Origin of the sequence: Paractinoplanes aksuensis (assembly GCF_024137025.1) — a bacterium.
GTDB classification, from domain to species: Bacteria; Actinomycetota; Actinomycetes; order Mycobacteriales; family Micromonosporaceae; genus Actinoplanes; species Actinoplanes aksuensis.
Map to the genome: position 1 here is coordinate 15,769 of NZ_JAMYJR010000048.1, position 22,488 is coordinate 38,256.

The 22,488-nt window shown below is 70.4% G+C and carries 17 protein-coding genes; 5 read left to right on the plus strand and 12 right to left on the minus strand.

All coding sequences use genetic code 11. From position 1 onward, the window contains the following. Positions 1–41: 41 nt before the first annotated feature. The 4 genes from M1L60_RS38855 to M1L60_RS38865 all read right to left on the minus strand — a co-directional run bounded on the left by M1L60_RS38855 (position 42) and on the right by M1L60_RS38865 (position 3,490). Positions 42–257, minus strand: a complete 216-nt coding sequence (locus M1L60_RS38855) for a hypothetical protein (RefSeq protein WP_253242581.1) — start codon at positions 255–257, stop codon at positions 42–44. Then, positions 254–358 (minus strand): sigma factor-like helix-turn-helix DNA-binding protein, encoded by a 105-nt coding sequence (locus tag M1L60_RS48405; protein WP_369077255.1) that lies wholly within the window; start codon positions 356–358, stop codon positions 254–256. The genes M1L60_RS38855 and M1L60_RS48405 overlap by 4 nt, the downstream gene beginning before the upstream one ends. A gap of 132 nt (positions 359–490) precedes the next feature. Continuing rightward, complete coding sequence (locus M1L60_RS38860) at positions 491–1,489, minus strand: P1 family peptidase (RefSeq protein WP_253242582.1); 999 nt, start codon at positions 1,487–1,489, stop codon at positions 491–493. 9 nt (positions 1,490–1,498) lie between these two features. Beyond that, positions 1,499–3,490 (minus strand): ATP-binding protein, encoded by a 1,992-nt coding sequence (locus tag M1L60_RS38865; protein WP_253242583.1) that lies wholly within the window; start codon positions 3,488–3,490, stop codon positions 1,499–1,501. A 122-nt stretch (positions 3,491–3,612) separates the two neighbouring features. Between M1L60_RS38865 and M1L60_RS38870 the strand changes: the two genes are divergently transcribed. The 4 genes from M1L60_RS38870 to M1L60_RS38885 all read left to right on the plus strand — a co-directional run bounded on the left by M1L60_RS38870 (position 3,613) and on the right by M1L60_RS38885 (position 7,953). Then, positions 3,613–5,154, plus strand: coding sequence for an MDR family MFS transporter (locus M1L60_RS38870; protein WP_253242584.1), 1,542 nt, complete (start codon positions 3,613–3,615; stop codon positions 5,152–5,154). A 306-nt stretch (positions 5,155–5,460) separates the two neighbouring features. Then, positions 5,461–5,820, plus strand: coding sequence for a PadR family transcriptional regulator (locus M1L60_RS38875; RefSeq protein ID WP_253242585.1), 360 nt, complete (start codon positions 5,461–5,463; stop codon positions 5,818–5,820). Further along, the gene (locus M1L60_RS38880; RefSeq protein ID WP_253242586.1) at positions 5,817–6,797 is read left to right on the plus strand and encodes a permease prefix domain 1-containing protein; all 981 of its coding nucleotides are present in this window, start codon (positions 5,817–5,819) and stop codon (positions 6,795–6,797) included. Before M1L60_RS38875 ends, M1L60_RS38880 begins: the two co-directional genes overlap by 4 nt. Before the next feature lie 538 nt (positions 6,798–7,335). Further along, complete coding sequence (locus tag M1L60_RS38885) at positions 7,336–7,953, plus strand: GyrI-like domain-containing protein (RefSeq protein WP_253242587.1); 618 nt, start codon at positions 7,336–7,338, stop codon at positions 7,951–7,953. 431 nt (positions 7,954–8,384) lie between these two features. Here the strand turns inward: M1L60_RS38885 and M1L60_RS38890 are convergent, their stop codons facing one another. After that, entirely contained in the window at positions 8,385–9,422 is a 1,038-nt protein-coding gene (locus M1L60_RS38890) for an aldo/keto reductase (RefSeq protein WP_253242588.1), read from the minus strand. A gap of 89 nt (positions 9,423–9,511) precedes the next feature. Between M1L60_RS38890 and M1L60_RS38895 the strand changes: the two genes are divergently transcribed. Next, a complete protein-coding gene (locus M1L60_RS38895) occupies positions 9,512–10,096 on the plus strand; it encodes a TetR/AcrR family transcriptional regulator (protein ID WP_253242589.1) in 585 nt (194 codons plus the stop codon). Between the two features lie 377 nt (positions 10,097–10,473). On the opposite strand, the gene M1L60_RS38900 is transcribed toward M1L60_RS38895, so the two are convergent. The 7 genes from M1L60_RS38900 to M1L60_RS38930 all read right to left on the minus strand — a co-directional run bounded on the left by M1L60_RS38900 (position 10,474) and on the right by M1L60_RS38930 (position 22,427). Further along, positions 10,474–11,223: a DUF1062 domain-containing protein gene (locus M1L60_RS38900; protein ID WP_253242590.1), complete on the minus strand. Its 750-nt coding sequence runs from the start codon at positions 11,221–11,223 to the stop codon at positions 10,474–10,476. A 256-nt stretch (positions 11,224–11,479) separates the two neighbouring features. Further along, positions 11,480–12,967 (minus strand): MFS transporter, encoded by a 1,488-nt coding sequence (locus tag M1L60_RS38905; RefSeq protein WP_253242591.1) that lies wholly within the window; start codon positions 12,965–12,967, stop codon positions 11,480–11,482. 70 nt (positions 12,968–13,037) lie between these two features. Beyond that, positions 13,038–13,637: a TetR/AcrR family transcriptional regulator gene (locus M1L60_RS38910; RefSeq protein WP_253242592.1), complete on the minus strand. Its 600-nt coding sequence runs from the start codon at positions 13,635–13,637 to the stop codon at positions 13,038–13,040. A 134-nt stretch (positions 13,638–13,771) separates the two neighbouring features. Next, positions 13,772–14,605: an NAD(P)H-hydrate dehydratase gene (locus tag M1L60_RS38915; protein ID WP_253242593.1), complete on the minus strand. Its 834-nt coding sequence runs from the start codon at positions 14,603–14,605 to the stop codon at positions 13,772–13,774. After that, entirely contained in the window at positions 14,589–15,305 is a 717-nt protein-coding gene (locus M1L60_RS38920) for a histidine phosphatase family protein (RefSeq protein ID WP_253242594.1), read from the minus strand. Before M1L60_RS38920 ends, M1L60_RS38915 begins: the two co-directional genes overlap by 17 nt. Positions 15,306–15,354: 49 nt before the next feature. Then, entirely contained in the window at positions 15,355–20,706 is a 5,352-nt protein-coding gene (pulA, locus tag M1L60_RS38925) for a pullulanase-type alpha-1,6-glucosidase (RefSeq protein WP_253242595.1), read from the minus strand. 11 nt (positions 20,707–20,717) lie between these two features. Next, positions 20,718–22,427, minus strand: coding sequence for a glycoside hydrolase family 13 protein (locus M1L60_RS38930; RefSeq protein WP_253242596.1), 1,710 nt, complete (start codon positions 22,425–22,427; stop codon positions 20,718–20,720). Positions 22,428–22,488 lie beyond the last annotated feature (61 nt).

Genomic DNA, 22,488 nt, shown 5'->3' on the forward strand with positions numbered 1-22,488 from the left:
ACCAGGACGTCGCTGCCCTTGGGCGGGGTGAACGGGGGCGGTCAGCGGGGCGCGGCCTGCGGGACGGCGGTCCACGGGGCGTTGTTCTCGGGCACCGGATCGGGGCGCACGGCCACCGCGACGACCACGGTGGCGAGGACGGCCGCGGCGATAAGGCTCTTGCGTACGACCGTTCCGGGTTCGGGGTCCGGGGTCACCAGGACGCGGCGGAGGTCGGCGTGACGCTGCGGGTCCAGGCGGGTGCGGAGCTCGGTCATGGCGTCTCCAGTCGCGGGGTGGTCACGATGTCGGCGCCGAGGCGGGCGCGGGCCCGGGACAGGCGCGAGCGCACGGTGCCGACCGGGACGCCGAGGGCCACGGCGGCGACCCGGACCGCCGCGCGCAGAACGCCCGCACCGCTTCGGCGTGCCGGTCGAAGAGCACCCCGAAGCACTCGGGCTCGCCTTCGCGGGCCCGCCGCCACAGCTCGCTGTCGTCGCTCACGTCCCGCTTATGACCGCAGCCGGCGCAGGGTTCCCTCGTGCGGCACGGCGATTTTCGTGTGGCCGGCGAAGCCGGTGGTCGTCGTGGCCATGAACAGGGAGTTGAGCAGTGCTTCCTCGACTGCTTCGAGCACTGCGGCGAATGCCGGTTCCAGGGCCGGCTCGGGCAGCGGCGGTCCGTCCGGTTCGGCGGTGCTGAAGGCGATCGCATAGTCGCCGCTGCCGCCGGCGAAGTCGGCGCCGACGCGGCCCATGGCGAAGATCGCGCGGCGGGCCAGCCGGGACAGCTGCCGCGAGTCGAAGCGGCCGTCGGTGGCCACGACGATCACGCACGAGTTGCCGGGGTGCTCGGTCGGCGGCGCCGGGATCGGCACGCCGAGCACGCGCAGCAGGCCGGAGAAGTTCGACTGCACGAGCACGCCGACCGTCCCCTCATCGAGGATGCGGCGCGAGGCCGTCCCGATCCCGCCCTTGAAACCGAGCGCGCCGGTGCCCGTGCCCGCGCCGACCGACCCCTCGGCGGGCAGCCCGCCCGCGGCTGTGTCGAGCGCGGCGAACACGTGTTCAGCGCGGATCGGGCGGGCCCGGATGTCCGACAGGTAGCCGTCGTTGGTCTCGGCCACGATCGGGTTCAGCGACTGCGCCGACTCCCGGCCGGGGCGCCCGAGCATGTGGGTGACCACCGCGTCGGCCACCCGGAACGTGGACAGGGTGGCGGTCAGCAGCACCGGCGTCTCGATCTCGCCCAGCTCGGCCAGCTGCGTCGAGCCGACCATCTTGCCGTGCCCGTTCCCCACGAACAGTCCCGCCGCCAGGGCCCGGCGGTGGTCCAGCTGGTCGGGCACGATCGCCGTCACGCCCGTACGGATGTCGTCCCCCACGACCAGGGTCGTGTGCCCGACCCGGACCCCGGCCACATCGGTGATGGCGTTGAGCGGCCCGGGCGCCCGCGACCCGACGACGAGGCCGAGGTCCCGGGCCCGTCGCGGTGTCTGCGCGTCGTCCATCCCGGCAGGCTACGGCGTGACCGTCTCACGTGGGAGGCGCACGGTGACCGTGGTGCCGGTGGACTCGTGCGAGGCCAGCGTGATCGAGCCGTGGTGGCGTTCGACGACCACCCGGCACAGGGCCAGGCCGAGCCCGGCGCCGGGGATGCCGGTGTGGCGGGCGTTGCCGGCCCGGTAGAGGCGGCGGAACAGCCGGGGCTGCTCGGCCGGGGCCACCCCGGTGCCGCTGTCGGCCACGGTGAGCAGGGCCGACTCGCGGTGCTCGTCGCTCAGCGTCACCGTGACGGTCGAGTCGGCCCGGCTGAACTTGATCGCGTTGCTGAGCAGGGCGTCGGCCACCTGGCGCAGGCGCCGGCGGTCACCCGGAACCGCCACGTCGCCCGGGATCTCGGCGTGCACGACGACGCCGCGCTCGGCCGCCTCGGCCTTGGCCCCGTCGACCGCCTCGCGCACCAGCTCGGTCAGGTCGACCGGCTCGACGATCAGGCGGGCGTGGCCCGACTCCAGGGCGGCCAGGTCGAGCAGTTTCTCGACCAGGTCGCGCAGGCGGGAGTTGTTGCGCTGCACCACGTCCAGCAGCTCGCGCACCTCGCCCAGGGTGACGTCGTCGTTCGACTCGGCGATCAGGTCGACGTAGGCGCCGATCGAGGTCAGCGGCGTGCGCAGCTCGTGGCCGACCAGGGCGATGTACTCGTCGGTGGCGGCGGCCAGGTGCAGGGCCAGCACCTCGCTGCGGCGCTGCTCGAGAAGGGCGCCGATCAGGCCGGCCAGACCGGTCAGCAGCACACCGAGGGCGGGGTCGGGCTCCTGCCGGTCGTACGCGAAGAAGGTCAGCACCCCGACGATGCGGTCGCCGCTGCGGACCGGCACCGCGCCCGCCGCCCGGAATTCGCTGCCGGTCGAGATGCTCGGCAGCACGGGCGAGTCGGCCCCGTGCAGATCGGGCACCCAGATCAGGTCGGCCCGCTGCCAGCACGAACCGGCCAGGCCGTCGCCGCGGGCCATGCTCACCGGCACCGGCAGGGGGCGCGAGTGGGGTTCGGCGTACACCCCGGCCGGCCGCAGCAGGTCGGTCATCTCGTCGACCAGCCACAACCGCAGGTACGGCCAGTTCAGCGCGACCCCGATGGCGGCCAGGATGCGGTCGGTGGCATCGCTCGCGTGCGGGTGGTCGGCGATGACCTTGAGCACCTCGTTCTCGCAGTGCTGGTACTGCCGGTTGCGGTGCTGGGTGGTCACGTCGTGGATCGCGGCCACGGCCCCTGTCACTTCGCCCGCTTCATCCCGTACGGGACGGGAGTTGACGGCGAACCAGCGCGGGCGGCCGGCCTCGTCGTGGGCGAGCAGCTCGGCTCCCTCGACGTTCTCGCCGGCCAGGGCCCGGGAAAGTGCCAATTCGTGCGTACGCAGGGGGGTGCCGTCCGCGTGCAGCAGCACGAACCGGCGGGTGGCGTCGGCGATCGGGATGTCGCTGACTCCCGGGCCGATGAACTCCTGCATCTTGCGGTTGGCCAGCAGCACCCGCCCCGACGTGTCGCACGCGGCGACCCCGGCGTCCAGACAATCCAGCAGCGCGTCGAAGAAAGCGGGATTGTCGGTCGAGAGCGGCCCGATCGGCTCCGGCTCGGCCGGCGGCGGCGCCGTGCCCAGGTAGGCCCGCAGGGACTCGGTCAGCTCGGGCACCCCGAACGGCTTGCCGATCACCGCCAGCGCGCCCGTCGCGGTCAGCCGTGGGTCCCCCGGCAACAGGTACGCCGTGATGAGCACGACCGGCGTGCCGGCGATCTCGGGCGTGGTGCGGATGGCGTGACACAGCTCGAGCCCGTCGAGATGCGGCATGTCGACGTCGGCCACGACCAGGGCCGGCCGGTGCTCGGCGATGGCCTTGAGCGCGGCCCGGCCGTCACCGGTCACCACGACCTCGTGCCCGAGCCGGCGGACGACCTCCGCGATCACCCGCTGATGGTCAAGGTTGTCCTCCGCCACCACCACGCATGCCACGCCTCGAGGCTAGGACCGCCGCGTTGCCATCCGGGGCGGTTCACCGGATCATTCCCCGCATAGGGGTGATCTCCGACTCTTCTGTCACGCCTCGTCGCGCGGGCCGGTCCGGACCGGGGTAGATGAACATGGTGCCGGAGAACAACGTCGGATTTCGCTCCGAGCGGGGACCCGTCCTCGCCGCCGTGATGCTGTCGACCGCCCTGATCGCCATCGATTCCACGATCATCGCGACCGCGGTTCCCTCGATCGTCGACGACATCGGCGGGTTCACCGAGTTCCCCTGGCTCTTCTCGGTCTATCTGCTCGCCCAGGCCGTCTCGGTGCCGATCTACGGCAAGCTCAACGACCTCTTCGGCCGCAAGCCGGTGGTGCTCTGGGGGATCGGGCTGTTCCTGGTCGGCTCGGTGCTGTGCGGCCTGGCCTGGAGCATGCTCACGCTGATCATCTTCCGGGTGGTGCAAGGGCTGGGGGCCGGGGCGATCGCGCCGACCACCATCACGATCGTCGGCGACCTCTACACCGTGCGTGAACGGGCCAAGGTGCAGGGCTACCTGGCCAGCGTGTGGGGAATCTCGTCGGTGGTCGGGCCGACGCTGGGCGGGGTGTTCAGCGAGTACGTCGACTGGCGCTGGATCTTCCTGGTCAACATCCCGCTGTGCCTGCTCGCGGGCGGCATGATCTTCACCAAGTTCCACGAGCGGGCCGAACGCCGCCACCCGGTGATCGACTACCGCGGGGCGGCGCTGCTCACGGCCGGTCTGACGCTGGTCATCCTGGGCGTGCTCGAGGGCGGCCAGGCCTGGGCCTGGGTGTCGCCGGCCAGCCTGGTCACGCTCGGCGGCGGGCTGGTCCTGCTGCTGGTGTTCGGGCTGGTCGAGCGCGGGGCGAGCGAGCCGGTGCTGCCGCTGTGGGTGTTCCGGCGGCGGCTGCTGGTGACCAGCGGGCAGCTCGCGGTGGGGGTGGGGGCGATCCTGCTCGGGCTGAGTTCCTACGTGCCGATCTATGTGCAGGACGTTCTGGGGTACGGGCCGTTGGTCGCCGGGTTCGCGCTGGCCGCGCTCACGCTGGGGTGGCCGATCACGGCCGGCCAGGCGGGGCGGGTGTATCTGCGGGTGGGGTTCCGGGCCACGGCGCTGATCGGGACGGCACTGGTGACCGCGGGTTGTGCGTTGTTGCTGCTGCTCGGCGCTTCGTCGTCGGTGTGGTCGGTGGGCGTGTACTGCCTGATCATCGGGCTCGGCATGGGGCTGACGGCGGCGCCGACGTTGATCGCGGCTCAGTCCAGCGTGGGGTGGTCGGAACGGGGTGTGGTGACGGCCAACAACATCTTCCTGCGGTCGCTGGGGAGCGCGTTGGGGGCGGCGGTCTTCGGCGCGATCGCCAACGCCATCATCGGCGGCGACACGGTCGACCCGGCCCTGTTGACCACGGCCGTGCACCGGATCTTCATCGGCATGCTGCTGGTCGCCCTGGTGATGATCGTGCTGGCCGCCTTGATCCCCCGCTCCGCCGACGCGGTAACCACCTCACCTCCCCCCTCGGACGTCACACCCGATCCGAACCCGGCCCCCACGCCCGATACCAGATCGGCCCCTACGCTCGATCTCACCTCTGAGCACCGCGCGGCTTCCGCTTCCGATTCCGACTCCGGGCCCCGCTGAGCCTCCGCTTCCGATCCCGGCGCCGGGCCTCACTCGGCCTCTTCGCCCGATCCCGGCGACTGACGCCGCCCCACCGCGCCTGATCCACGACACCAGGCTCGGCTCCCGGTCCGGCCGTCATTCGGCCATCGCTGAGTCTCGGCGCCCGATTGCGACCTCGGGCACCGCGTCCGAGCGTGTACCTGCATCTAACTTCCGCTGACAAATAGTGCATACGGTCCTCTTCTCGCGCGTTTCAAAACATTCGTGTGGGCGCGTTGGTGTAATGCGTTGCCATAGTGTGTGAGGCACAGTATGGTGTTGGACATGACAACGGACGCGACACTAGCCAGCCACTTGCAGGAGCTGCGCCGCGGCACGGTGGTCGTCGCCAGCCTCACCGTGCTGCGCACACCGGGCTACGGCTACTCCCTGCTCGAGACGTTGAGCGAGGCCGGCTTCGAGGTCGAGGCCAACACGCTCTACCCCCTGCTGCGCCGCCTCGAGTCGCAGGGCCTGCTGACCAGCGCCTGGAACACCGACGAGGCACGGCCGCGCAAGTTCTACACCACCACCGACCAGGGCAACGCGGTCGCCGACGCCCTGCGCACCGAATGGGCGCGCCTCGACGACGCCATCGGCGACCTCTCCACCGAGACCTCGACCACCCCCGGGAGCGACAAATGACCACCACCCTCGTCGACCGTTACGTCTACACCGCCCTGCGCCGCGTGCCCGAGCAGCAGCGCGCCGACATCGACCGCGAGTTGCGCGCCTCGATCGACGACGCCGTCGACGCCCGGGTCGAGGCCGGCGAGTCCCGCGAGGCCGCCATCGAGACCACGCTGCTCGAGCTGGGCGACCCCGACCGCCTCGCCGACAGTTACGCGGGCAGACGGAACTTCCTGATCGGCCCCGAGCTGTACGGGGTGTGGCGGCGCATCATGATGATGCTGTTCACCACGATCCTGCCGATCGTCGTGGTGGCGGTCGCCGTCATCGAGCTCTTCGCCGACGACGTGACGGTGGGCAGCGTCATCGGCGCGATCGTCACCAGCACCATCGGCGTCTCGGTCCACATGGCTTTCTGGACCACGGGCGTGTTCGCGGTCATCGAGCGGACGGGCCTGGGCCAGGCCGAGCTGAAGGGCAAGTGGAGCCTGGCCGACCTGCCCAAGTACGAGCGGGGCGCGCTGTCCCGTCTGGACTTCGCCGGCACCCTGGTGTGGCCCGTCCTGGCCATCGCCGCCCTCGTACTGCAGCAGTTCACGTTCACCGACGAGCCGCTGCTCGACCCCGCGAACTGGTCGTTCTGGTGGCCCGCGCTGATCGTCCTGACCGCGCTCAAGGGCGTGTGGGCGCTGTGGGTCTACCGCCTCGGCCGCTGGACCCGTCAGGTCGCCATCGTGAACGCCGTCCAGTCCGTCGCCACCGGTGCGCTCATGGTCTATCTGCTGGCCACTGACAAATTCTTCAACCCCGCCTTCACCGGTTTCGGCGACGCCGACGTCGACCTGCGCAGCTGGATCACCGTGGTGGTGATCGCCGGGGTCGTGCTGGGCTCGCTGTACGACAGCTTCGACGTCGCCCGCAAGGCCGAGCAGGCTCGCAAGGGCCTTCCGGCCCGTGTTCCCGGCACGGGCAACACCTACAGCATCGGCTGACCCCTGGATACGATCGCCCTCCTCGGCTCCGCAGCGTGGAGGGCATCACCATGCGCGCACTGTTTGTCACGATCGACGGCGGCGGAAACCTGCCACTGGCCCTGGGCATCGCCCACGAGACCGTCCGCCGCGGCAGCACAGCACAACGGCCCGAGCCCGTCAGCACGACAAGATCCACACACCCACGCAGTGACTCCGGCCGAACCCGATGCCGCCAAGGCACGACCGGCCCGCCCGAGCAAGAGCCAGCCGCCGAGGTGGGCCGCAGTCATCCAGACGCCCGGCTCGACATCAGCACGACAAGGTCCACCCACCCGCGCGGCCCGGCCGAACTCAACGCCGGCAAGACACGAGCGGGCCGCTCACCCGAACGAAGAGCTTGACGTCGACACGGCAGGATCGGCCCGCACAGTCGAGCGGATCCGCGCGGGTGGCGTCGACACGGCAGGATCGGCCGCACAGTCGAGCGGATCCGCGCGGGTGGCGTCGATACTGCAGGACCGGCCCGCTCACTCGACTGGATCCGCTGGAGGCGTTCGTGGTCAAGACTGACTTCAAGAAAGAGATCGGTGTCTACCGGGCTCCGAAGGGTGCGTTCGAGATCGTGGACGTGCCCGAACTGCAGTACCTGATGATCGACGGGCACGGCGACCCCAACAGCAGCCCGGATTTCGCGCGGGCGACCGAGGCGCTGTATCCGCTGGCCTACAAGCTGAAGTTCGCCAGCAAACAGAAACTGGAACGCGACTACGTCGTCATGCCACTGGAAGGCCTGTGGTGGGCCGACGACATGGACGCCTTCACCACCGCCCGCGACAAGTCGCAATGGGACTGGACCCTGCTGATCATGACGCCCGACTGGATCGACGAGGCGATGTTCACTCAGGCCGTCGAACAGGTGACGGCCAAGAACGCCCCGGAACGTCTGCCCGACGTGCGCCTGGCCCCGCTGGCCGAGGGACGCTGCGTACAGACCCTGCACGTCGGCTCGTTCGACGACGAGGCCGAAACGCTGGCCCGCCTCCACAACGAGTTCGTGCCGTCCCACGGCCTCACGATGACCGGCCGGCACCACGAGATCTACCTGAGCGACCCCCGTAAAACTGCCCCCGAAAAGCAGCGCACAATCCTCAGGCAGCCAGTCTCCGCTCAGTAACAGCCGGGCCCGCCCCGCAACCCGACATTGCACTGCCGAACCACCGGTTCCCCTCGGTGATGGACCAGGTGGCCCAACAGCCCTACACCGATCAGGCAGCGAATCTCGGCTCGGCAACGGAGCCGATTACCCAGCCACCCAAAGCCACTCGGACAAACAGCTTCCGCAACGCGACGGATCGGATCGCCGACAGCCCGGCGCCGCTCAGGCAGCCACCTCCGCTCGACAGCAGACCGGATCGCCGACAGCCCGGCGCCGCTCAGGCAGCCAACCTCCGCTCGACGGCGGACCAGATCGCCTGGCAGTTGGGCGTCGTTCAGGCGGCCGGTTTCTGTTCGGTGACGGAGCGGATCGTCAACGGCCCCCGGGGCCGCTCAGGCCGCCGACTTCCGCCTGGCGGTGGGCCAGTTCGCCCAGCAGTTCGGCGTTGTTCAGGCCGCCTGCTTCTGGTCGGTGACGGAGCGGGTTGGCCATGGGCGGCGGCGTAGGGCGGCATCGAGCAGCGGTGGGGGCTGGACGGCCTGGTCGAGGACGCCGATGTCGGTGCCGGGCGGGACGATCTCGTCGATCTGGTCGAGGATGTCGTCGGTGAGGGTCACGTCCAGGCCGGCCAGCAGGGCGTCGAGGTGGGCCTCGGTGCGGACGCCGATCAGGGCACTGGTGACGCCGGGGTGGGCGATGGTGAACGCCATGGCCAGGTGGGTCAGCGGCAGGCCGGCGTCGGCGGCCAGCGGGATGAGGCGTTCGACCACGTCCAGCCGGTGTTCGTCGTCGACGTGGCGGAGCAGGCCGGAGCGGCGCAGGTCGTTGTCGTGGTTCTTGCGGACTCGGCCGGTGAGCAGCCCCTGGCCGAGCGGGCCCCAGACCAGGGCGCCCATGCCGAAGCGCTGCAGGGTGGGCAGGATCTCGCGCTCGATGCCGCGGTTGAGCAGCGAGTAGACCGGCTGCTCGGTGTGGAAGCGGGCCAGGCCGCGGCGCTCGGCGATCCACTGGGCGTCGACGATGGTCGAGGCTGAGGTGCCGGACGCGCCGATGGCGCGCACCTTGCCGCTGCTGATCAGGTCGGTCAGCGCGGCCAAGGTTTCTTCCATGTCAGTCGCCGGGTCGGGGCGGTGCAGTTGGTAAAGGTCGATGTAGTCGGTGCGCAGGCGGCGCAGTGACGCCTCGACGGCGGAGACGATCCAGCGGCGGGAGGCGCCCTGCTGGTTGGGGCCGGGGCCGGTCGGGCGGCCGAACTTAGTGGCCAGCACGACCTCGTCGCGGCGGCCGGCCAGGGCCCGGCCGACGATCTCTTCGGAGTCGGCGTAGGCATCGGCGGTGTCGATCAGGTTGATGCCGGCGTCGAGCGCCCGGTGCAGGATGCGGGCCGACTCGTCGGGGGTGTTGCCCATCGAGGAGGCGAACATCAGCGTGCCCAGGGCGTAGGGGCTGACCTGGATGCCGGTGCGGCCGAGGGTGCGGTGGAGCATGGCGGACTCCTGACCTAGAGTGTGAAGCGGAAAGTCTTTCCGGAACTATACGGAAAGCCTTTCCGGTTACGCAAGAGAGGGGTTCGCCGTTGTCCGAGGATCAGGTGCCACGCCGCCGGGCCGACGCCCGCCGCAACGTCGACGCGCTGCTCGACGCCGCCCGCGCGATCTTCGCCACCTCCGGGGTGGACGCGCCGGCCAAAGAGATCACCGATCGGGCCGGGGTGGGGGTCGGCACGATGTACCGGCACTTTCCCCAGCGGGCCCACCTGGTCAAAGCCGTTGTCGAGAGCAACATCGACGCCGTCGCCGACGCGGCCGCGACCCTGAGCGCCGAGCACGAGCCGGCCGAGGCGCTGACCGCCTGGATCCTGCGCTTCGCCGACCTGCTGGCGACCAAGCGCGGCCTGGCCTCGGCGCTGCACTCGGGCGACCCGGCCTTCGAGGGTCTGCCCGCCTACTTCCTCGAGCGGCTGGGCCCCGCCCTGGCCGGCCTGCTCGACGCCGCGGTGGCCGCGGGCACGGTCCGCGCCGATCTCAACGCGGAGGACCTCCTGCACGCCATCACCCAGCTGTGCCGCCCGGTCCCCGGCCTGCCCCCCGAACACAACCAGCGCATCCTGACCGTCTTCCTCGACGGCCTGCGCCAAGGCGCCACCCAGGGGAGGCGCTGACGAGACCGACAGAGGGCGACCGAGATCGACGGGGTGGAGAGGCCGACAAGCGCCGGACAAGCCCGACAGGGATAGGCCAGACCGAGTTCGGACAGGACCGACGGGCCGCAGGGCCAGACCGAGCGCGGCCAGACAAGACCGACGGGTCGCAGGGCCAGACCGAGCGCGGCCAGACCGAGCGCGGCCAGACCGCGCGCGGCCAGACCGAGCGCGGCCGGACAAGACCGACGGGCCGCAGGGCCAGACCGACCGGAGCCGGCGAGGCTGACAGGCGCAGGCCAAACCGACCACAGCCAGACAGGCCGACAGGCGCAGGCCGAACCGACCGGGGCTCGGCGAGACCGACGGGGGCCGGGCGGACCGGTCCCCGTTCGGGCTCAGGGTTTGAGAGTAAAGGTGAAGTTCTCAGACACCTTGCCGGTCAGCCGGACCGCCGAGACGGCCCTTCCTTCCGCGATCAACCGGTCGACCTCGGCCCGGGAAAGGCCGCACCCGTCGGCGATCAGGCGCGACGGGCGCACCGCGATCCGCGCCGCGAATCGGACCACGACGTCGATCACCTCAACGCCCGCGCCAACCAAAATGCCCGACGCGGACGGAACGCCTGGAGCACCCGCACCGCCAGGAGCAGCGGGAGCGCCAGGAGCAGCGGGAGCGCCCAAACTGCCAGGAACGCTCGAACTGCTTGGAGCTCCAGGAACGCCCGAACCGCCAGGAGCACCCGCACCGCCAGCAGCAGCAGCGTCTAAACCGCCAGGAACAGCGGGAACGCCAGGAACAGCGGAAGCGAACAGTGGGAACGAGCGCCCCGTGTCGAGGCGCCAGGCGGCGGACCAGTCGAGGGCCACGCGATTGCGGTGTTGGACGATCGGATCCCGTAACAGCTTCGCGGCCAGGGCCGGATCGTTGTGGTGCAGACGGTTGAGGATGTCGGGTCGTACTGAGCGCACCGTCACCCGCTCCAGCACGGACAGCTTAGTTGTCTGCCCGCAGCCCGTGCAGAGGGCGAGCAGCCAGGCATCAAGCAGCTGGTGATTGGCGTTGACCCGGAATTCGCCCCCGGCCCGGAACCGCTCGGCCCCGCACGAATGACATCGGCGGACGATCAGCGGCAGGCGCGTGGGCATGACTGTCCAGTTTTCGAGCACAGAGAAACACCGGTTCCTGTGAGAGATCCGCAGCAAGAAGGAGCACGGCGCGATCACGCGCCGCGCGACAAATCAGCGCTCGGCAAAACTCACAGGATGTACAACGGACCGTCCTCGGCTGGACCAGTTCCACACCGTATCCACGAACCACCACACCGATCCACCGGATAAACACCCGCCGATGACCGGTGCCCGGCCGCGGCGAGCGTTGTCGCCGCGACCGGGTGCGGTTCGATCAGACGCCGACGGGAACTCCGGTGGTGGAGAGTTCGTCGCGCTTGGCCCGCACCAGGACCACGGCGATCAGGGCGGCCAGGCCGATCAGGGCCGCGCTCACCCAGAAGGCGATCGTGTAGCCGTGGACCGTCGCCACGGATTGCAGGTCGGGGCGGGCGGAGGCCTGGTGGTCGGCGATGTAGCCGGCCACGGCCGAGGTGAAGATGGTGTTCAGCAGGGCTGTGCCCAGCGAGCCGCCGATCTGCTGGGTGGTGTTGATCAGGGCACTGGCCACGCCGGCGTCGTGGTCGGCCACGCCGACCAGGGCCGTGCTCGACATCGGGCCGAAGGTGATGCCCATGCCGAGGCTCAGCACCAGTTCGGCCGGCAGGACGTGGGTCCAGAAGCTGGTGTCGACGCCGATCTGGGTCAGCATGACCATGCCGACCGTGGCCAGCAGCAGGCCGCCGAACATCAGGACGCGGGGGCCGAGGCGGGTCTGCAGCTGGGCCGACACGCCGGCGCCGGCGATGATGCCGAACGTGAAGGGCAGGAACGCCACCCCGCTCATCAGGGCCGAGTAGCCCAGGGTGAGCTGCATGTAGAACGTCAGGAACAGGAACATGCCGAACAGGCCGGAGCCGATGAGCAGCGAGGCCAGGAAGGCGCCGCCGCGGTTGCGGTCGAGCAGCACGCGCATCGGCAGCAGCGGGTGCGAGCTGCGCAGTTCGACGACGACGAAGGCGACCAGCAGCACCACGGCCGCGATCAGCCAGCCGATTGTCGTGGCGGAACTCCAGCCGTCCTCGCTGGCCTTCGTGAAGCCGTACACCAATGCGACGAGACCGATCGTGGAGGTGAGCGCGCCGGGCAGGTCGTAGCGGGTGTTGCCCTCGGCCCGGCTCTCGCCGACGAAGCGGACGGCGGCCAGGGCGGCCACGATGGCGATGGGGGCGCTGACGAGCAGGGTCCAGCGCCAGGACGCGTACTCGGTCAGGACGCCACCCAGCAGCAGGCCGACCGCACCGCCGCCGCCGGCGATGGCGCCGTACACGCCGAAGGCCCGGGCTCGCTCCTTGGCTTCGGTGAAGGTGACCGTGAGCAGCGACAACGCCGCCGGGGCCATCAGCGCGCCGAACGCGCCCTGCAACGCGCGGGCTGCGAACAGCGTCTCGGCGTTGGTGGCCAGGCCGCCCAGCGCGGATGCGGCGGCGAAGCCGAGCAGGCCGATGATGAAGGCCCGCTTGCGACCGGTGAAGTCGGCGATGCGACCGCCGAGTAGCAGCAGGCCGCCGAAGGCCAGGGTGTACGCGGTGATCATCCACTGCCGGTCGGCGTCGCTGATGTTCAGCTCGGCCTGGGCGGTCGGCAGGGCGATGTTGACGATCGTGGCGTCGAGCACGATCAGCAGCTGGGAGACCGCGATGACGGCGAGCGCGAGCCACCGGTTTCGTGGTTTGGGCGATATATCCGGCGGAACGGAAGCGTCGGAAGTCGTGACGGACATGGAGGTCCCCCTCAGAAGGGCATGCGGAGATCGCCTGGCGTCGGTGACGCAGGCTTGTCGAGAAAGAAAGTCAGCGAGTGAGCAGGGGCAGGACGATGTCGTCGACGAGGTGGTCGAGGAAAGGCGGGTCGAGCGGCTCGCCGAGGGCGAACCGGCGCATGAAGACCATGGCCGGCACGATCTCGTCGATCAGCCCGGCGTTGTAGCCGGGCCGCAGCTCGCCGCGAGCCACCGCCCGCGCGCAGATGGTTTCCGCGAGCGGGATCTTGGACTCGCGCATCTCGCGCAGCTGGGCCGCGAGATCCGGGTCGGTGTGCAGCGCCATGAACAGGCCGGCGAGGAGCGGACCCTCCTCGCTGCTGATCATCGTGGCGATGTCACAGAACCACGCGCGCAGGTCGCCGCGGAGCGTCCCCGTGTCCGGCAGGGGCGCGTCGGCGGCCTTGCACGTCCGCACGGCGTCGGTCACCAGCTCGGCCTTGGTCGGCCAGTGCCGGTAGAGCGTCGCCTTGCTGGCCTGGGCCCGGGCGGCCACCGCGTCCACCCGCAGCCCCTGATAGCCCGTCTCGCCCAGCAGCTCGTAGGCCGCGCGCAGGATCGCCTGCTCACGGTCACTGTCGAGCCGACGGCCACGCGCGGCCGGCGCGGCGGATCGCGCCTGCTCAGCCATGGTGGCCCCCCGTCGCCTTAGCTTTGCGGAACGAAACTGTCTCGTACACTACGCCTCCCGATCGCGATCTCCGCAACCGATTGTGACGCAGCGAACGGCGCCGCCCCAGAACGGGACGGCGCCGCGACGAATGGTCAGACCGTGGCGATCGTGCGGGCCACCTCGTCGACCAGCTCGCGGGCCAGGAAACCGGTGCGGCCGTGCCGCGGGGTCAGACGCTGGCCGCTCACCGCGTGCACGTAGGCGCCCCAGCACGCAGCCTGGGCCGGGTCGGCCCCGCGGGCCAGCAGCCCGGCCACGATGCCGGCCCGGGCGTCGCCGCTGCCCGAGGTGCCCAGGCCGGCGTCGCCGCTCTCCTCGACCCAGGCCCGCCCGTCGGGGGTGGCGATGTGCCCGTAGAGCGACACCACCGCACGGTATTTGCCGGCCAGTTCGGCCGCGGCCGCGCCCAGGTCGTCGCCGGGCTCGCGACCCAGCAGATGACCGGCCTCGACCACGTTCGGTGTGAGCACGGCCCGGCGCAGCTTCAGCAGGCCCGCGTCCTTGCTCAGGGCGCCCAGGGCGTACGCGTCGAGCACCACGCCCGTCTCGGGCCGGGCCGCGCCGAGCACGTCACGCATGAGGCGGGTGGTCTCGTCGATGTCATCGAGACCGGGGCCGAGCGCGATCACATCCGCCTGCTCGGCCAGCTCGAGCAGCTTGTCACCCTGGGCCAGCCCGACCACCTTGGCCTCGGGCACCGCGATGCTCAACTGCACCGCCGTCTCCTCGGCCACCGCCAGTTGCAGCCGCCCGGCCCCGGCGCGCAGCGCGGCCTCGCCGGCCAGCAGCACCGCGCCCGGCGTGAACTTGGACCCGCCCACCACGAGCACCGTGCCCCGGGCCTCCTTGCTGCCCTCGGGGTCGGGCAGCGGCCAGTCGCGCAGCACGCGCAGGGTGATGACCCGTTCCTCAGACCGGCTCGTCATCGACGTCCTCCTGCTTGGTCGGCGGGGTGCCCTCGGCGTGCAGGTGCTCGACCGAGTTGAACAGCTCGGGCCGCAGCTCGCCGCCCTCGCCGCGCCAGCTGCTGATCGAGCAGTTGGCCACGGTCGTCCCGCGGGCGATCTTCATCAGCTCGGCCTCGCTCAGCCCTTCGGCCAGGTAGCGGATGAGCAGCACGATGGCCTCGTGCCCGACCAGCACGACCCGGCCGCCGGGGTGGTCCTCGCGCAACTCCCGCAACAGCGACCGCAGGCGCAGCAGCACGTCGGCCCACGATTCGCCGCCGGGCGGACGGTAGTAGAACTTGCCGTGCCGCTCGCGCCGGGCCGCCTCCCCCGGCAGCCGCTGCTGCACGCCGTACGCGGTCAGCAGGTCGAGGACGCCGAGCTCGCGGTCGCGCAGCCGCTCGTCGACGACCATCGGCACGTCCAGGCCGGCCAGCGCCAGTTCGGCGGTCTGCCGCGTACGCAGATAGGGCGACACGATCGCGACGTCGGGAGCGGCCCCGGCCAGCGCGGGGCCGACCGCCTGGGCCTGCTCGCGCCCGAGGTCGGAGAGCGGCACGTCGGCATCCCGCTCGGGGATGTCGATCTGCTCGATCCCGGCCGTCTCGGCATCCTGGGCGGTGACGTTCCCGGTGCTCTGGCCGTGCCTCACCACGGCCAGCCACTGCAGTTGCTCCATGACGGGAGCCTTACCCCGTGGCGCCGAGATGACGCCACGGGGCTCGCTCCTAGTTCTCGACGAACACCGCGGTGGTGCGGGCGGGCACGGTGAAAGTGCCAGTTCCCTTCGCGTACGACGCGGTGCGCACCACCGGGTCGGCCGAGTTCCGCTGCACGGGGTGCAGGGTGACCGCTTTGCCGGCCAGGGCGGGGACGGTCTGGGTGGTGGCCGCCGAGGTGCCGTTGAAGACTACGGTCACCGATCTCCAGGTCCGGTCGATTCCCCGTCCGTCCAGAGTCATCGTGATGACCCCCGGGGTCTCGGCCGTTCCGGAGAGCGGGAACGTCATCCTCTTCTGCACCTCGGCGGCGGTCGGCAGGCCGAAGACCGGCGACGAGCCGCGGATCTTCAGCAGTTCCTGGTAGCGGGCGTCGGACAACTCCACCGCCACGCAGGAGGGCACGAGGGCGGGGTCGGCCAGGAGCGGCTTCGCGTACGGCCACTTGTCGGCGTTGTCAGCCGCGGGCGGCAATCCACGACCGAAGCCGTTGCCCTTCGCGCAGTCCCACACGATCTCGTTGAACCAGTCCCCCGAGTTGTACGAATTGCGATCCAGCGACTTCGACCGCAGCCGCTCCGAGCCGGTGGCGACAAATCCGGCGCCTTGCCCGAGAGCAGTGGTGGCGAGCGCGACCGACTGGGCCCGCGCCCGTTCGACCGCGTTCAAGGACGCCGGCAACTTGAACGCCATCGCGTCGTACAGAATCTCGTTGTCGTGCGCGTCGACGTAGGTGATCGCTTCCCCTGGCGCGGCGGTGTACCCGGCCGGGGCGCCGTTGTAGTCGACCTCGGCTCCAGTGATCGTCGCGCCCGACGACCCGACGAACTTGTACGACGCCAGGTTGCCGCTCAGCCCGACCTTGATCAGGTCTTGGTAGTGCAGCAGCCGGGCCTTCTGCTCGGCCGCCGTGCCGTTGACCGGGTCGCCGTTGGGCGCGCTGAGCAACCCGGTGGCGAAGCCCTGCACACGCGGGTTCTCGTCGAACGGCCCGCCGCCGCGCACACCGTCACGCAGCCGGTCGTTGAAGGTGGCGATACCCGTGCCGGCCATGTTGGCCTGCGTCGCCTGCTCGAAGCGGGCGTCCCCGGCCACCTCGCCGAAGTCCCAGCCCTCGCCGTACAGGTTGATGCTCTTGCCGTCCACGCCGTCCTTCTTCAGCGTCAGCCGGTCGAGCGCCGCCCGTACGGCCAGGATGTTGGTCTTGGGGTGGTGACCCATCAGGTCGAAACGGAATCCGTCCACCTTGTACTGCCGGGCCCACGTGACGATCGAGTCGACGACGAGCTTGCCCATCATCGCGTTCTCGGTCGCCGTGTTGGCGCAGCAGGTCGAGTTGGCCACCGTGCCGTCGGCCAGCAGCCGCTGGTAGTAGCCGGGCACGATCTGGTCGAGCACCGAGTGGGGGTCGGTGCCCGCGGCCGAGGTGTGGTTGTAGACGACGTCCATCACCACGCGCAGCCCGGCCTGGTTGACCCCGGCCACCATGCGGCGGAATTCCTTCGTACGGGAATCGGGGTCGACGGCGTAGCCGCCCTCGGGAACCGTGTAGTGAAGCGGGTCGTAGCCCCAGTTGTAGCCGTCGGTGGCGGCCACCAGAGCCACACACTTCTGCTGTTCCTCGCTGTCCGGCGGGAACGAAGCCAGGTCGCACGGCGGCTGCTTCTGGTCGGCCCGCTTCTCGGGGATGGTCGCGAAGTCGAACACCGGCAGCAGGTGCAGATGCGTGGTTCCGGCGTCGGCCAGCGCCTTCAGATGCTTCATGCCGGCCGTCTTCGAGTCGGTGAAAGCGCCGTACGTGCCGCGCTGGGCGGCCGGAACCGTCGTGTCGGCCATGGAGAAGTCGCGCACCGACAGCTCGGAGATCTGGATCTTCGCCGAGGGGACGGCAGGCGGCTTGCGCAGCGTGGTCCAGCCCGAGGGCGCGAGCGCCGGGTCGGCCAGATCGATGATGCGGCTGCGCTTCGAATCGGTCGAGAGCCCCAGCGCGTACGGGTCGGTGACCGCGGCCGTGACAACGCGGTTCACTGCCGGCTGCCAGGCCGTGATGCCGTACTGGTAATACTTGCCCTTCCACGACGCCGGGCCCCGGACCGACCAGATTCCCGTACGGTCGTCGCGCTTCATCGCCACGGCCGTCGGCGCCGAGCCGGCGGTGTCGGCGAGCCGCAGATCGACCTTCTGGGCCGTGGGCGCCCACACCGAGAGCGTGGTGCCGACCGGCCCGAGCTGGGCGCCGGCCGCCGCTGAGGCGTACAGGTCGTCGAGCACCCCGGCCGTCTGCACGCCGGTGGCGGCCAGCAGCTTGCCGTCGGCGTCGCGCTCGGTGACGACGACCTGGCCGCGCAGGATCGCCTTGGCGTCGACGCCCCGGGGCAGCTGGAAAGCGTTGTACTGCCACAGATGCGGGAATCGGGAGCGCTGCTGCTCGGTCAGGCCGTCACCGCGTACCGAAAGCCTGACGCTCTTGAAGTCGCCCGAGACCGCGTTGTCGATGCCACCCGGCGCGTACACCAGGTCGTAGATCTTGCCGTCGGTGGCCGCGCCGGGCAGCCAGGCGATCGTGCCGCGGTCGAGCCACACCGCGGACGACTTGGTCACGTCGATGACGCCGCCCGCGCCGGTCTTCCGGACGACCGGCGCGAGACGCGGCGAGGTCCCGGCCAGCAGCCAGATCTCGCGGCCGCCCTCGGCGAACGTGAGCCGCTGGTCGTCGGGCAGATCCTTCTCGTCGCCCTTGTGCAGAATGTAGTTCAGCGCGGTCGCGCCGGCCGCGAGCGGCACTTCGTAGACGGCGCCGAAGGAATCGGTGCGGGCGGGCGGCAGCGGCGAGGCCCAGTCGGTCGGGGTGGCCGCGCCGTCCCAGACGTGCAGACCCCAGCCGGTGTAGTCGCTGTCGGCCCGGCGATAGTGGATGACCACCTTGTTCGGGTCCGGCGTGACCGCGGGCGGCGTGGTCGTGACCGTGGCATCGCCCTGCTTGAGCCAGATCTCGCCGTGCTGCGACGGGTCGAACGTGCGGTCGGCGTCGACATCCTTGACACCGTCCTTGCTGACCACGATGAAGCCCACGTTCTTGGCCCCCGGCTTCAACTTCACATAGGCGAATTTCCCGTACGCATCCTCGCCCGCGAACGGCCGGCCGGCCGGCCAGGTCGTGGTCATCGACGGGTCGACGTCGCCGAACACGTAGAGCCCGTAGTCGTCGTAGCCACCGGCCGGCCGCTGGTAGTGCACGACCGCGTAGTCGGGACTGGTGGTCGTGACCGGCGTGCCCACCTTGATCGTCGTGGTGGCCGAGGCCAGGCGACCCCGGCTGTCCCGGACGACGGCCTTGTAGCGCACGGTCGTGCCGCCGGTCAGCCCGGTGAGGTCGTGGAAGGCCGACCGGCCGGTGCCGACCAGTTGCCACGGCCCGTCGCCGACCTGGGCCGCGAAGGTGACAGTGGACAGCGGGTCGCCGGTGGTCTCGGCGACCAGCTTCGTCCGCGTAGCCACACTCGCCGTGTCAGGTGAGGTGAACTTGATCGTCGGCGCGGCATCCGTCTTTGTGACAGCCCGGTTCGCCTTGAAGGCGACCGCCGACAGCGGCGGCACAGTGAAGGTCAGCTTGCCGTCCGCCTTGACTGCGGCCGAGGTGCCGTAGATGCCGGTGAAGGTGGCGCCGGCCGACCAGGTGTCGATCGTGACGGTCTGGGCGGTGGTCGCACTGTTGGCCGCGACCACATACTCGACGCGCTGCTTCGGGTCGATGCGCGAGGCCGCGAAGACGCCCGGGCCGTCGGCCGCGTGCCGGGTGACCTGGACGCCGCCGCGCAGGGCCGGGTTCGCCTGGCGGAGCGCGCCGAGCGAGGCGATCGTCCGGTAGATCGGATGCGCGGTGTTGTAGTTGTCGACCGCGTGGGTGCGGTCGGTGCCGATCAGGTCGTCGTCGAGGTAGTCGGCCGTCTTCGAGGCGTACATGTCCTGGCGGGCGTCCTTGTCGCCGCCCGGGCCGGTGAAGCCCTGCTCGTCGCCGGAGTAGACGACGGGCTGGCCGCGGGTCAGGAACATCAGCTCGTGGGCCAGCTGGTCCCGGCGCAGCGCGTCGTCGCCCTGGAGGAACGAACCGATGCGGCCCATGTCGTGGTTGCCGAGGAAGGTGGGCAGGCGACCGGCGTTCGTGTCGCGGGCGGTGTAGAGGTCGTCCTTGGCGTACAGGTCGGCCAGGCTCTGGGCCGAGCCGCCGGTGACGAAGCCCTTGGCCGCCTCCTGGAACGAGAAGTCGAGCGTGGCGGGCAGGCCGCCCTGGCGTACATAAGTGCTCTGAACTTCCTGGTCGGCGCTGTAGACCTCGCCGAACATGAAGAAGTCGGGCTTACCGGCCCGCTTCGCCGCCTGCTCGATGCCGGCGCTGAACTGCGGCCAGAAGTCGAGGTCGACGTGCTTGACCGTGTCCAGCCGGTAGCCGTCGATGCCGGTGGCGGCGATCCAGTACGCGTAGATGTCGGTGAGGCCGCGGACGACCTCGGGGCGCTCGGTCCACAGGTCGTCGAGGCCGAAGAAGTCGCCGTACTCGCTGTTCTCGCCGGCGAAGGTGGAGTTGCCGCGGTTGTGGTACATCGTGGGGTCGTTCAGCCAGGCCGGCTTCTTGACCGTCTTGTCAGCGGCGGTCGGGAAGACCGGGGTGTACGGGAACGACTTCGTCGACACCTTCGGGAAGTCGCCCTTGCGGTCGTCGAAGGGACGGCCCTGCGCGTCCTTGTAGGGAGCTGTGGCCTTGTCGATGTAGTCGTACTTCGCCTCGGCGTAGCGAATGACGTCGGCCGTGTGGTTGGCGATGATGTCGAGGTAGACCTTCAGGCCGCGCTGGTGGGCCAGACGGACCAGCTTCTTGAGCTCGTCGTTCGTGCCGAAGTGGGGGTCGACCTGGGTGAAGTCGGTGATCCAGTAGCCGTGGTAGCCGGCCGAGATGTCGTCGCCGGCGCCCTGCACAGGGCGGTTCTTGAAGACCGGGGCGAGCCAGATCGCGGTCGTGCCGAGACCCTGGATGTAGTCGAGCTTGTTGATCACGCCGGCCAGGTCGCCACCGTGATAGAAGCCCTTGTCGGCCGGGTCGAGACCGGTGGTGAGCCGGTCGCCGGTGAGGCCGCCCTTGTCGTTGGCCTTGTTGCCGTTGGCGAAACGGTCGGGCAGCACGAAGTAGAACTGCTCGTTGTCGGCGGGCTTGTCCGCACCCCATCGGGCGAGGACGGCGTCGCTCGGCGCGGCGGGTGCGGGCTGCGCGCTCGGCGCGGCCTGCGCGGACGCGGGTATCGAAATCAGGAGCGGCAGAGTGAGTGCTACCGCGGCGGCCAGGAGCCGCCGACTTCTCGAGACCACGGTGTCCCTTTCTATGGGAGAGCCCAGACCTGCACGGTCGGGCCATATCCATCGATGACGGTGGAACCATCGGATTCAATGTGCAGCGGTTGCGCGCCGCCGTAAAGGTTCTCGAGAACTGCTTGTGCGGGCAGACCGGCAAGTCGGATTTGTCCGGCAGGAGCGCGAGCCGCGAGCACGAGCAAGGTCTGTTCGGTGCTTTCCCGCAGGAAGACGACGATGTCGCCGTCGGCGTGCACCCAGCGGAGCCCGCCTCTTCGCAAGGCCGGCGCGCTCTTTCTCAGCGCGATCAGGTCCCGATACCGGCCCAGCGTGGTCGTGTCCCACGTGTCCGGGCGGTTCCAGGGCATCGGCACCCGGGCCGACTCGTTGCCGCCGCCGGTGAGCCCGAGCTCGTCGCCGGCGAACACCATCGGCGTGCCCGGCAACGTGAACAACAACCCGGCCGCGACGTGCTGCCTTTCCGAGTCGCCGACGACGGTACGGATCCGGGCCGTGTCGTGCGAACCGAGCAACTGCCACGATGCCTCCCACGAGCGCCACGACATCTGCGACCCGAAGGCGGTCATGGTCGCCACCAGGGACTCGGCTCCCAGCAACGGCAGGTCTTCGGGCCGGCCCAGAAAGCCGTCGAACGGCACGCTCTCGCCGCGCAGCCAGCACCACACCGGGCGGGTGAACCCGGCGTAGTTCATCGTGCCGTGCCAGCCGTCGCGGTCGAGGTCACCGGTCGCGTCGTGGCCGTGCTCGGCTATCAGCAACCCGTCCGGGCGGGCGTCGAGCACGGCCCGGCACAGCAGGGCGGCCACCTCGTGATTCCAGTCGTCGGCACCGAAGCGGGCCGTCATGTTGGCCACGTCGATCCGCCAGCCCGACAACCCGTACGGCTCGGCCAGCCACTTCTGCACAATGGCCCGGAACTCGTGGCGCAGCTCGGGGCCCGACCAGTTCAGCTTGGGCAGCGACGGCACGTCGAGCCACGACACGTGGCCGCCGTCCGGCTTCGAGTAGTAGAAGTCGGGGCGCTCGGCGAACCACGGATGCGTGTCGCCGGTGTGGTTGGTGGTGAGGTCGCCGATCAGCCGCAGACCACGCTCGCGGGCCGCCGACGAGAGCCGCTCGAGGGCGCGGTCGCCGCCGAGCAGCGGGTCGACCCGGTCGAAGGCGGCCGCGTCGTACCGGTGGTTGGAACGGGCCGGGAAGAACGGGGTCAGATAGACGGTGTCGGCGCCGAGCGCGGTCACGTGGTCTAGCCGGCGCGCGATGCCGTCGAGGTCGCCGCCGTGGACGACGCGGGTGGCGTCCGGGCCGGGGGTTACCGGCTCGTCCCAGGACGACGCCCGGACCGCCCAGTCCGGGGTCTCGCGGACGTCGGCGCCGGGCGAACGGGCGTACCGGTCGGGAAAGATCTGATAGACCACGGCGTCGCGGGCCCAGGCCGGCGCGGGCGGGTAGGCCACCAGCTGGAAGTCGGTGCTGTCGGGCACGTCGTACGCGGTGAGCCCGAACGCCGTCAGCCAGCGCACCCCGCTCGTGGTGCCGAGCAGGAAGCGGTAGCGGGTGACCGGGTTGTGCGCCTCGAGCTCCCCGCGCCACCACGTGTCGCCGTTCTGCTGCCGGTCGACTTTGAGCGAGGTGAACACCGGCTCGCCGTCGCGGACCCAGCGCATGTGCACGCGCGAGACGCCGGTACCGCGCGGCACCCGGACAAAAACGCTCACGGTGTCACCGAGCTCTGGCGCGGGATTGCTCACATACAGTTCGCTGCCGTCGTGGTGCGGA

Coding starts and splice junctions, on each gene's coding strand:
- M1L60_RS38905 (WP_253242591.1), bottom strand. CDS start 12,967: ATGTCCGTCACGACTTCCGACGCTTCCGTTCCGCCGGATATATCGCCC.
- M1L60_RS38920 (WP_253242594.1), bottom strand. CDS start 15,305: ATGGAGCAACTGCAGTGGCTGGCCGTGGTGAGGCACGGCCAGAGCACC.
- M1L60_RS38875 (WP_253242585.1), top strand. CDS start 5,461: ATGACAACGGACGCGACACTAGCCAGCCACTTGCAGGAGCTGCGCCGC.
- M1L60_RS38860 (WP_253242582.1), bottom strand. CDS start 1,489: ATGGACGACGCGCAGACACCGCGACGGGCCCGGGACCTCGGCCTCGTC.
- M1L60_RS38890 (WP_253242588.1), bottom strand. CDS start 9,422: ATGCTCCACCGCACCCTCGGCCGCACCGGCATCCAGGTCAGCCCCTAC.
- M1L60_RS38855 (WP_253242581.1), bottom strand. CDS start 257: ATGACCGAGCTCCGCACCCGCCTGGACCCGCAGCGTCACGCCGACCTC.
- M1L60_RS38870 (WP_253242584.1), top strand. CDS start 3,613: ATGAACATGGTGCCGGAGAACAACGTCGGATTTCGCTCCGAGCGGGGA.
- M1L60_RS38880 (WP_253242586.1), top strand. CDS start 5,817: ATGACCACCACCCTCGTCGACCGTTACGTCTACACCGCCCTGCGCCGC.
- M1L60_RS38915 (WP_253242593.1), bottom strand. CDS start 14,605: ATGACGAGCCGGTCTGAGGAACGGGTCATCACCCTGCGCGTGCTGCGC.
- M1L60_RS38900 (WP_253242590.1), bottom strand. CDS start 11,223: ATGCCCACGCGCCTGCCGCTGATCGTCCGCCGATGTCATTCGTGCGGG.
- M1L60_RS38910 (WP_253242592.1), bottom strand. CDS start 13,637: ATGGCTGAGCAGGCGCGATCCGCCGCGCCGGCCGCGCGTGGCCGTCGG.